The organism is Bradyrhizobium sp., assembly GCF_036009065.1.
Classification (GTDB): domain Bacteria; phylum Pseudomonadota; class Alphaproteobacteria; order Rhizobiales; family Xanthobacteraceae; genus Bradyrhizobium.
In genome coordinates this window covers 1-7,230 of sequence record NZ_DASYMN010000209.1, presented here as the reverse complement: position 1 = coordinate 7,230, position 7,230 = coordinate 1, and the positions used below count along the sequence as shown (strand labels likewise).

7 protein-coding genes are annotated in these 7,230 nt (G+C 63.0%); 4 read left to right on the top strand and 3 right to left on the bottom strand.

Features of this window, described 5'->3' with window-relative positions:
* The 3 genes from VGP39_RS13030 to VGP39_RS13020 form a co-directional block, all read left to right on the top strand.
* A partial coding sequence (locus VGP39_RS13030) for a carboxymuconolactone decarboxylase family protein (RefSeq protein ID WP_327568522.1) occupies positions 1-228 on the top strand: 228 nt, incomplete at its 5' end.
* Between the two features lie 146 nt (positions 229-374).
* A complete protein-coding gene (locus VGP39_RS13025) occupies positions 375-1,280 on the top strand; it encodes an NAD(P)-dependent oxidoreductase (protein ID WP_327568521.1) in 906 nt (301 codons plus the stop codon).
* A 460-nt stretch (positions 1,281-1,740) separates the two neighbouring features.
* Positions 1,741-2,706, top strand: a complete 966-nt coding sequence (locus VGP39_RS13020; RefSeq protein ID WP_327568520.1) for an ABC transporter substrate-binding protein — start codon at positions 1,741-1,743, stop codon at positions 2,704-2,706.
* Between the two features lie 213 nt (positions 2,707-2,919).
* On the opposite strand, the gene lysA is transcribed toward VGP39_RS13020, so the two are convergent.
* The 3 genes from lysA to argH all read right to left on the bottom strand — a co-directional run bounded on the left by lysA (position 2,920) and on the right by argH (position 5,954).
* The gene (lysA, locus tag VGP39_RS13015) at positions 2,920-4,185 is read right to left on the bottom strand and encodes a diaminopimelate decarboxylase (RefSeq protein ID WP_327568519.1); all 1,266 of its coding nucleotides are present in this window, start codon (positions 4,183-4,185) and stop codon (positions 2,920-2,922) included.
* Between the two features lie 7 nt (positions 4,186-4,192).
* On the bottom strand, positions 4,193-4,465 hold the full coding sequence (gene lptM / locus VGP39_RS13010; RefSeq protein WP_414644659.1) for an LPS translocon maturation chaperone LptM: 273 nt from the start codon (positions 4,463-4,465) through the stop codon (positions 4,193-4,195).
* 91 nt (positions 4,466-4,556) lie between these two features.
* On the bottom strand, positions 4,557-5,954 hold the full coding sequence (argH, locus tag VGP39_RS13005; protein WP_327568518.1) for an argininosuccinate lyase: 1,398 nt from the start codon (positions 5,952-5,954) through the stop codon (positions 4,557-4,559).
* Positions 5,955-6,080: 126 nt separating this feature from the next.
* Between argH and tlpA the strand changes: the two genes are divergently transcribed.
* Complete coding sequence (gene tlpA, locus VGP39_RS13000) at positions 6,081-6,746, top strand: thiol:disulfide interchange protein TlpA (protein ID WP_414644658.1); 666 nt, start codon at positions 6,081-6,083, stop codon at positions 6,744-6,746.
* Positions 6,747-7,230 lie beyond the last annotated feature (484 nt).

The window sequence follows — 7,230 nt, the reverse complement described above, 5'->3', positions numbered from 1 at the left end:
GAGGAATTGCCGCGCAAGACCCGCAGCATGCTCAACCTCGCCATGATCTCGATCCTGAACCGGCCGCATGAATTGCGGGTGCACATCAAGGGCGCGCTGGTCAACGGCGTCAGCAAGGACGAAATCCGCGAGGTCTTCATGCAGGTCGCCTGCTATGCCGGTATCCCCGCCGGCGTCGACAGTTTTAGAATCGCGCGCGAAGTGTTCGCCGAGATGGAGAAGGGGTGAGCCGTCGTTGCGAGGAGCACTTGCGACGAAGCAATCCAGTTCTTGCTTGTGGCCTCTGGATTGCTTCGCTCAACGGGCGGCGCTTCGCGCCGACTGTTAGCTCGCAATGACGGTGTTGGATTTTTGAAAGAAGAGGACACATCACCATGGACATCGGATTCATTGGCCTCGGCAAGATGGGATTTCCCATGGCCCGCCGCCTCATCGAGGCCGGGCATCGGCTGGTCGTGTACGACCAGCGCAAGGAGGCGGTCGACAAACTCGTTTCCCTCGGCGCAAAAGCCGCCTCGTCGCCGAAGGACGTCGCCGACCGCGCCGAGACCGTGCTGGCGAGCCTGCCCTCGCTGCAGGCCTCGCTCGAGGTCGCGACCGGCGCTGGCGGCGTGATCGAGGGCAGCCAAGTAAAACGCTTCGTCGATCTGTCCACCGTCGGCTCGCAGATGGCGGTGCGCATTCACGGGTTGCTGGCAAAACGCGGCATCGTGCAGATCGACAGCCCGGTCAGCGGCGGCGTCGGCGGCGCGGAGAAGGGAACGCTGGCGGTGATGGTGTCCGGCCCGCGCGCGGATTTCGACGCAACAAGACCGGCGCTGGAGGTGATCGGAAAGCTGTTCTTCATCGGCGAAAAGCCGGGCTCCGGACAGACCATGAAGCTCGCCAACAATCTGTTGTCGGCGACCGCGGTGGTCGCGACCTCCGAGGCCGTGGTGATGGGGGTCAAGGCGGGGCTCGACCCCGCCGTGATGATCGACGTGATCAATGCGGGATCGGGCATGAACACTGCGAGCCGCGACAAGTTTCCGCGGTCGATCCTGCCGCGCACATTCGATTTCGGCTTTGCCACGGGATTGATGGTGAAGGACGTCCGGCTCTGCCTCGAGGAGATGAAATCGCTTGATCTGTCGATGGAGGTCGCCGAAGCGGTCGGGCGGCTGTGGGAAGTGGTGATCCGCGACATGGGCGCGGAGAGCGATTTCACCTCCGCGATCAAGCCGATCGAACAGGCGGCGGGCGTGGTGGTGGGCGGAAGCAAGGCGCGGGCGGCGGAGTGATCACTCGTGCCCCGGACGCAGCGCAGCGCGTAGCCCTTGCGGAGCGGTGCGCTGCAGAGCCGGGGCCCATCCAGGGCGTGGACTCATTAGCGCGCAGCCAAATGCGAATTGGATCGCGACACGCCGACATTGCTTAATCTTGTTGAAGTCATCAACACGGGGAACGCCACGCGGCTTGTAGGCAGAAGCGACCTGATGGCACCCCATTCGAAGTCCGTGAGTTCATACCGCACGATTCGAGCCCCCGTTTGGGGCTTGAATCACATCCAAACCGATGCCTTTAATCGGCAAAACCGGACAAACGTCATTTCCGAGGTTGCCCCGTAACCGGGCATGCGGCGCGAAATGCCAAATCGACGCGGGTGACCCAAAGCGGACATCGGCCGTGATTTCCATTCGACGCCCAATCGCAAGGTGCTAGGCTTTAAACCTTGCTCATGACGTGTTTTAAGAGAGGCATATGAAGCGGCGCGAGTTCATCATGCTTTTTGGCGGCGCAGCGGCTCCGTGGCTGCCAATGGTGGCGCGGGCGCAGCCAAAGAAGAACCAACTGGGCATTTTGGTCCTCGGCAGCGCAGATAGCACTCCACTGATCAACTCCCTCAAGGAAGGACTTCGTCTGCTAGGCCATGTCGAAGGCGAGAATGTGGAGTTTCAGATTCGCTCTGCCGGGGGATCAACGGCTCGCCTGCCCTTGCTGGCCCACGAACTGGTTGAACTCAATGTCGCTCTGATCGTCGCTTTTCAGACACCTGCGATCACGGCGGCGAAGCAGGCTACCACCGGAATTCCGATCATCATGGGCGCATCGGGCGATCCGGTCAGAACCGGACTTGTCGCCAGCCTTGCCCGCCCAGCCGGCAACGTCACTGGAATGTCCGGCGTTAGCGGAGAACTCGGGGGGAAGAATCTTCAGCTTATCTGCGAAGTTGTACCGACCGCTGGCCGGGTGGGGGTGCTGGTTAACGTGCCTGACCCGTTTCACAAACCCTTCCTTGAAGCCATTCAAGCCTCCGGCCGAACCCTTGGGATTGAGATCAGGCCGCTCATGGTGACAGGCATAGAGCAACTTGACGTCGCCTTTTCCGACATCGAAGAGGAACGTTTGGCCGCCGTCATCGTGCAACCCACCTTGCCGCATAGACGGGTGATCGAACTGGCGCTTAAGCACCGGCTGCCTACCATCGCACCCAATGCGGACTACGCGGTGGGGGGCGGTTTGATGTCGTATTCTGCTGACCAACTTGCGCTCGCACGCGAGGCCGCTGCGTTTGTGGACAAGATCCTCAAAGGCCGTAAACCAGCCGACCTGCCTGTGCAACTTCCGACAAAATTCGTCCTGGTCATCAATCTGAAAACGGCAGGGGCTCTCGGCCTCACCATTCCACCAACGCTGCTGGCCCGCGCCGACGAGGTGATCGAATGAACAACCCCATGTCGGCTCTTGGCACTTTTCGGACATGGCGTGATGTTCGAGTTGAGTCCGTTATGCGAGCAACAGCGGAAATCAGCCAAGGCAACTGAGTGTATGGGTTCACGCCCCGCTTCGCCTCGTTTTAGCGAGGCCGTTGCAACGGCCGTATAAAACAAATACGCCAGGGGTTATGGGTCCCCGCCTTCCGCGGGGACGACGAAGCAATCACAGCCACGGCGCGATCTTGTCCATCGCGATCAGGGCATCGACCTCGATGCGCGGGCGGACCACCGCGTACTGGTCGTCCTTGACCAGCACTTCCGGCACCAGCGCGCGGGTGTTGTAGGTGCCGGACTGCACCGCGCCGTAGGCGCCGGCGGTCATCACCGCCAGCAGATCGCCGGGCTTCGGCTCGGGCATGGTGCGGCCGAGCGCCAGGTAATCGCCGGTCTCGCAGACCGGCCCGACCACGTCGGCCAGAATCGTGCGTGCGCCCGGCTCGGCCAGCCGCACCGGCAGGATGTCGTGATGCGCCTCGTACAGCGTGGGGCGGATCAAATCGTTCATCGCCGCATCGATGACGACGAAATTCTTGGCATCGCCGCGCTTCAGATAGATCACGCGGGTGACCAGGATGCCGGCGTTGCCGACGATCAGGCGGCCCGGCTCGAACATCAGCGTGCAGCCGAGATTATGGGTGACGCGCTTGACCATTTCGGCATAGGCCGCGGGCGCCGGCGGCGCTTCCCGGTCGGCGTGATAGGGAATGCCGAGCCCGCCGCCGAAATCGACATGCGAGATGCTGTGGCCGTCGGCGCGGAGCGTGTGCACGAAATCGGCCAGCTTGCGGAACGCGGCTTCCAGCGGACCGAGATCGGTGATCTGGCTGCCGATATGGACATCGACGCCGGTGACCTTGATGCCCGGCAGTCTTGCGGCGCGGGCATAGACCCCGCGCGCCTGGACCAACGGTACGCCGAACTTGTTCTCGGCCTTGCCGGTCGAGATCTTGGCGTGCGAACCGGAGTCGACGTCAGGGTTGACGCGCACGGATACCCGCGCAATGCGGCCCATTTCGGCCGCGAGCCGCGACAGCAGCTCGAGCTCCGGCTCGGATTCGACATTGATGCAAAGGATGTCTTCGAGGAGCGCCTGGCGCAGTTCGGCTTCGGTCTTGCCAATGCCCGAGAACAGAATCTTCTCGCGGGCAAAGCCGGCCGCCAGCGCGCGCTTCAGTTCGCCGCCCGAAACTACGTCGGCGCCCGCGCCGAGCCTTGCAAGCGTGCGCAGCACCGATTGGTTGGAATTCGCCTTCAGCGAGTAGCAGACCAGCGATTCGACATCCGCGAAGGCGCCCGCGAACACCCGGTAGTGGCGTTCCAGGGTCGCGGTCGAATAGCAGTAGAACGGCGTGCCGACGGCGTCGGCCAGAACGGCGAGATCGACCGCCTCGGCGTGCAGCACGCCGTTGCGATAGTCGAAGTGGTTCATGGCGGGCTCAGTCGGAATTCAGCAGCGGGTCGAGAATGAACGATCGTTTGTTGCCTTTGGGCGTGTTCGGCAACGCGTTGGCCCCGTAGGACGGATCGTACACGGTTCCCTTGGCGGCCGCCCGCTCCTCGTCGGTATCGCCCTCCACGGCCGACAGCGACGACGCGCCGGGCGGCGGATCGAGCGGGCCTTTGCGGCCGCAGCCGGCAAGCGCCAGCGCAGCGGTGGCCAACAGAATGACGGCCCACCTCGAAGGCATTGGGCCCGAAACACGATTCACGGCGATATCCCCAAATTCGGCGGCACCATACAAAGATTGACCTGATCTGGCGAGGCCTGAAACTCCACGAAATCGAAGCCAATTTTAAGGCTCAGCCCAATTTTCGCTCTTTTTCCAGTCGCTTGAGCCAGGCTTTGGCCTGCGCGCGGACATTTTTCGGCGCGGTGCCGCCGTAAGAGGTCCGGCTTTTCACCGACGCCTCCACCGAGAGCACTGCCAGCGCCTCGGCGGTGATCTTCGGCGCGATCGCCTGCATGGCCTTCAGCGGCAGCTCGTGCAGCGCCACGCCGTCTTTCGAGGCTGCGGCCACGATCTTCCCGGTGACATGATGGGCGTCGCGGAACGGCATTTTCAAGGTACGCACCAGCCAGTCGGCAAGATCGGTCGCGGTGGCGTAACCTTCGCCGGCGGCAAGCTTCATCCGCGCCGGATCCGGCACGAGGTCGAGCACCATGCCGGTCATCGCCCGGATCGCCAGCGACAGCGCGCCGAATGCTTCCATCGCGCCCTGCTTGTCCTCCTGCATGTCCTTCTGGTAGGCCAGCGGCAACCCCTTCATCACGATCAGCAGCGCGGTGAGCGCGCCGACCACGCGGCCGGTCTTGGCGCGCACCAGTTCGGCGGCGTCGGGATTGCGCTTCTGCGGCATGATCGAGGAGCCGGTGGTGAACTTGTCGCTAAGCCGCACCAGTCCGACCAGCGGCGAGGTCCAGATCACGATTTCCTCGGCGAACCGCGACAGATGCACCGACGCGATCGCCGCCGCCGACAGCGTTTCCAGCACGAAGTCGCGATCCGAGACTGCGTCGAGCGAATTGGCCATCGGCCGGTCGAAGCCCAGGGCTTTCGCGGTGGCGTCGCGATCGATCGGGAAAGACGTGCCGGCCAGCGCCGCCGCCCCAAGCGGCGATTCGTTGAGCCGCTTGCGCGCGTCGGCAAAGCGGCCGCGGTCGCGCGCCGCCATCTCGACATAGGCCATGAGGTGATGGCCGAAGGTTACCGGCTGCGCGGTCTGCAGATGCGTAAAGCCCGGCATCACGGTATCAGCGTGTTCGAGCGCCCGTTGCACCAGCGCATGCTGGAACGCGTTAAGCGCCGCATCCGTCTCGTCGATAATGTCGCGCACATACAGCCGGAAGTCGGTCGCCACCTGATCGTTGCGCGAGCGCGCGGTGTGCAGCCTTCCCGCCGCGGCGCCGATCAATTCGCCGAGCCGGCTCTCGACGTTCATATGGATGTCTTCGAGCGCGCGCTTGAAATCGAACGCGCCCTTGCCGATCTCTGACAAAATCGTGTCTAGACCCTTGCCGATATTTTTCGCATCGTTCGCGGTGAGTATGCCCTGCGCGGCCAGCATGGCGGCGTGCGCCTTGGACGCGGCGATGTCCTGGGCGTAAAGGTGGCGGTCGACGTCGATGGAGACGTTGATTTCCTCCATGATCGCGCCGGGGCGCCCGGAAAACCTTCCGCCCCACATCTTGTTGCTCATGGCTTGTTACTCAATATCTTGCCGCTCGTCTTTTTGCTTGCCGATCGGGGGTTTGTCGGGACACACACGTAACCGGCCGCAACCAAACCCCTGCATAACCGTATCTTGTACCGGATGACAAACGATATGCCTGACGCTTCCCCGCCGAGCCGCTCCGCCTTCAGCCGTATTCCCGTGGCGCTGGGCGCGGTCGCCGTCGGCGCGATCGTCGGATTAACCGGGCTATACGGAATTGGCGGGTTGAAACGCAACGCGCTGGCGCAAGCGCCCTGCGCCTCCGCGGTCGAGCTGTCGAAAAAGATCGCGCCCCTCGCCAAAGGCGAGGTCGCGGCGCTCACCATGGCGACAAAGCCGCTGCAGATGCCGGATCTGGCGTTCATGGACGGCGACGGCCAGCCCAAAAAACTGTCGGACTGGAAGGGACGCACGGTTCTGTTGAACCTGTGGGCAACCTGGTGCGTGCCGTGCCGGAAAGAGATGCCGGCGCTGGACAGCCTGCAGGGCAAGCTCGGCGGCGAGAAATTCGCCGTCGTTGCGGTCAATATCGACACCAGGGATTCGGAGAAGCCGAAGGCATTTTTGAAGGACGGCAACCTCACTCGGCTGGGCTATTATAGCGATTCGAAAGCCAAGGTATTTCAAGACCTTAAGAGCATCGGCCGGGCGCTGGGCATGCCTACTTCGGTGCTGATCGACGCCCAGGGCTGCGAAATCGGCACCATCGCCGGCCCCGCCGAATGGGACAGCGAGGACGCCATCAAGCTGATCACCGCGGCGACCGCGGGGTCTTAAGGCACGCGCGTGTCCCGGACGCGGTGCTTTCTTAACCTCGCCCCGCTCTTGCGGGGAGAGGTCGAAGCCGAAGCGCAGCGAAGGCTTCGCGCATCTGACGATGCGCGTCGACCTCTCCCCGCAAGAGAGTTTGTGAATCTATTCGAATTTCGACGTTTCTGCGGGTCCTAAGTCTTTGATTTGACTCATGTCGGAAAACGCAAAAATCAATAGATTCACAAGCTCAAGAGCGGGGCGAGGTTAAGCTAGCGCCTCGCCTCGATTTCCAATTCATCGTTTCAAACAGCCACACTTCCTCGTTCTCGCGGCGCAATGCGTCCGAGGTTTGCCAGTCCCTCGCGAACCCAAGCGAGGGGGTGGAGCGGCGGGAGGCGCCGGGGCACCAACGGGCACCCCTAGAGGCGGGATTAACGTACCCACCTCGCGCGGCAAGGCACCGCGCGCGCCCAAGGCTAGGCGCAGCGCCTCCCGGCGCTCCACCAAC

What these genes read in the sequence shown, in the direction of transcription:
- VGP39_RS13025 (WP_327568521.1), top strand. Translation starts at nt 375, where the DNA reads ATGGACATCGGATTCATTGGCCTCGGCAAGATGGGATTTCCCATGGCC.
- VGP39_RS13020 (WP_327568520.1), top strand. Translation starts at nt 1,741, where the DNA reads ATGAAGCGGCGCGAGTTCATCATGCTTTTTGGCGGCGCAGCGGCTCCG.
- lysA (WP_327568519.1), bottom strand. Translation starts at nt 4,185, where the DNA reads ATGAACCACTTCGACTATCGCAACGGCGTGCTGCACGCCGAGGCGGTC.
- argH (WP_327568518.1), bottom strand. Translation starts at nt 5,954, where the DNA reads ATGAGCAACAAGATGTGGGGCGGAAGGTTTTCCGGGCGCCCCGGCGCG.
- tlpA (WP_414644658.1), top strand. Translation starts at nt 6,081, where the DNA reads ATGCCTGACGCTTCCCCGCCGAGCCGCTCCGCCTTCAGCCGTATTCCC.